At 67.3% G+C, this 1,171-nt stretch carries 1 protein-coding gene and 1 pseudogene; one reads left to right on the top strand and one right to left on the bottom strand.

Going from position 1 to position 1,171, the window contains the following annotated elements; translation table 11 throughout:
- Window positions 1–242: pseudogene (locus tag AC1DYN_RS32655) on the top strand (hypothetical protein); the annotation flags it as partial.
- Window positions 243–257: 15 nt separating this feature from the next.
- On the opposite strand, the gene xth reads toward AC1DYN_RS32655, so the two are convergent.
- Window positions 258–1,025, bottom strand: a complete 768-nt coding sequence (xth, locus tag AC1DYN_RS32650) for an exodeoxyribonuclease III (RefSeq protein WP_477966982.1) — start codon at window positions 1,023–1,025, stop codon at window positions 258–260.
- Between the last annotated feature and the right edge of the window lie 146 nt (window positions 1,026–1,171).

Raw genomic sequence — 1,171 nt, 5'->3', positions numbered from 1 at the left:
CCTACAAAGGCACCCGCAAGCTCTCCAAGCAGGGCAACGCCGAGGAGCGCCGCCTCATCTACTGCGCCGCCATGACCGCCTGCCGCTCCCCCGTCTTCAAGGCCATCCGCGACAAGCTCCTCGCCCGCGGCATGTCCAAGATCCAGGCCTATTGCGTCGTCGCTCGCAAGCTCCTTCGCATCGCCTTCTCCGTCTGGCGCTCCAATCAGCCCTTCAACCCTCAACTCGTCGGAAAGGCTTGACGCTCGACATAGAACCTACAGGTCGAATTCGGCGATCACCGGTGCGTGGTCGCTGGGGCGTTCGTTCTTGCGCGTGGGCTTGTCGATCACGCAGGACTTGACCTGGCCCTTCAGCGCGTCGGTCACCAGGATGTGGTCGATGCGCAGCCCCTGGTTCTTGCGGAAGGCCAGGTTGCGGTAGTCCCACCAGCTCCAGCTCTTCGGCGGCTGCTCGAACAAGCGGAACGAGTCGTGCAGCCCGAGGCCGATCAGGCCCTGGAAATGCGCGCGTTCCTCGGGGGTGCACAGCACCTGGCCGGCCCAGGCCACCGGGTCGTGCACATCGCGGTCTTCCGGCGCGATGTTGTAGTCGCCCACCAGCACCAGGTGCCGGTGCCGCGTCAGCTCGTCGGCCAGCCAGCCGCGCAGCGCGGTGAGCCACTTCAGCTTGTACTGGAACTTGTCGCTGTCGACCGACTGCCCGTTCGGGATGTAGGCGCCGACGATGCGGATGCCGTTGACGGTGCCGGCGATCACGCGCGCCTGCTCGTCGTCGTGGCCGGGGATGTTCTTGACGACGTCGGCCGCCACGGTGCGCGAGATCAGCGCGACGCCGTTGTAGGTCTTCTGGCCGAACCACTCGACGCGGTAGCCGGCGGCCTCGATCTCGGCCGACGGGAACTTGTCGTCGGTCAGCTTGGTTTCCTGCAGGCAGACGACATCGGGCTGGTGCAGTGCGAGCCAGTCGATCAGCTGCGGCAGGCGCACCGCGAGGGAATTGACGTTCCAGGTGGCGATCTTCAAGGCGGACCTCAGGTGCTGCCAGGCAATCCGGCGGAACGCGCATCCTATCCTCGGTCCGGGGCCGCGGTGGCGCGGCGCCGGCGCTGGCCGCGGGCGCACAGCGCGACCGCCCAGAACACGACCGCCGCCAGCGGGATGAGCCACGC

The sequence above is a fragment of the Rhizobacter sp. P2_D12 genome, assembly GCF_056404395.1.
The sequence above is the reverse complement of the archived record's forward strand: the minus strand, read 5'-3'. Positions and strand labels throughout refer to the sequence as shown.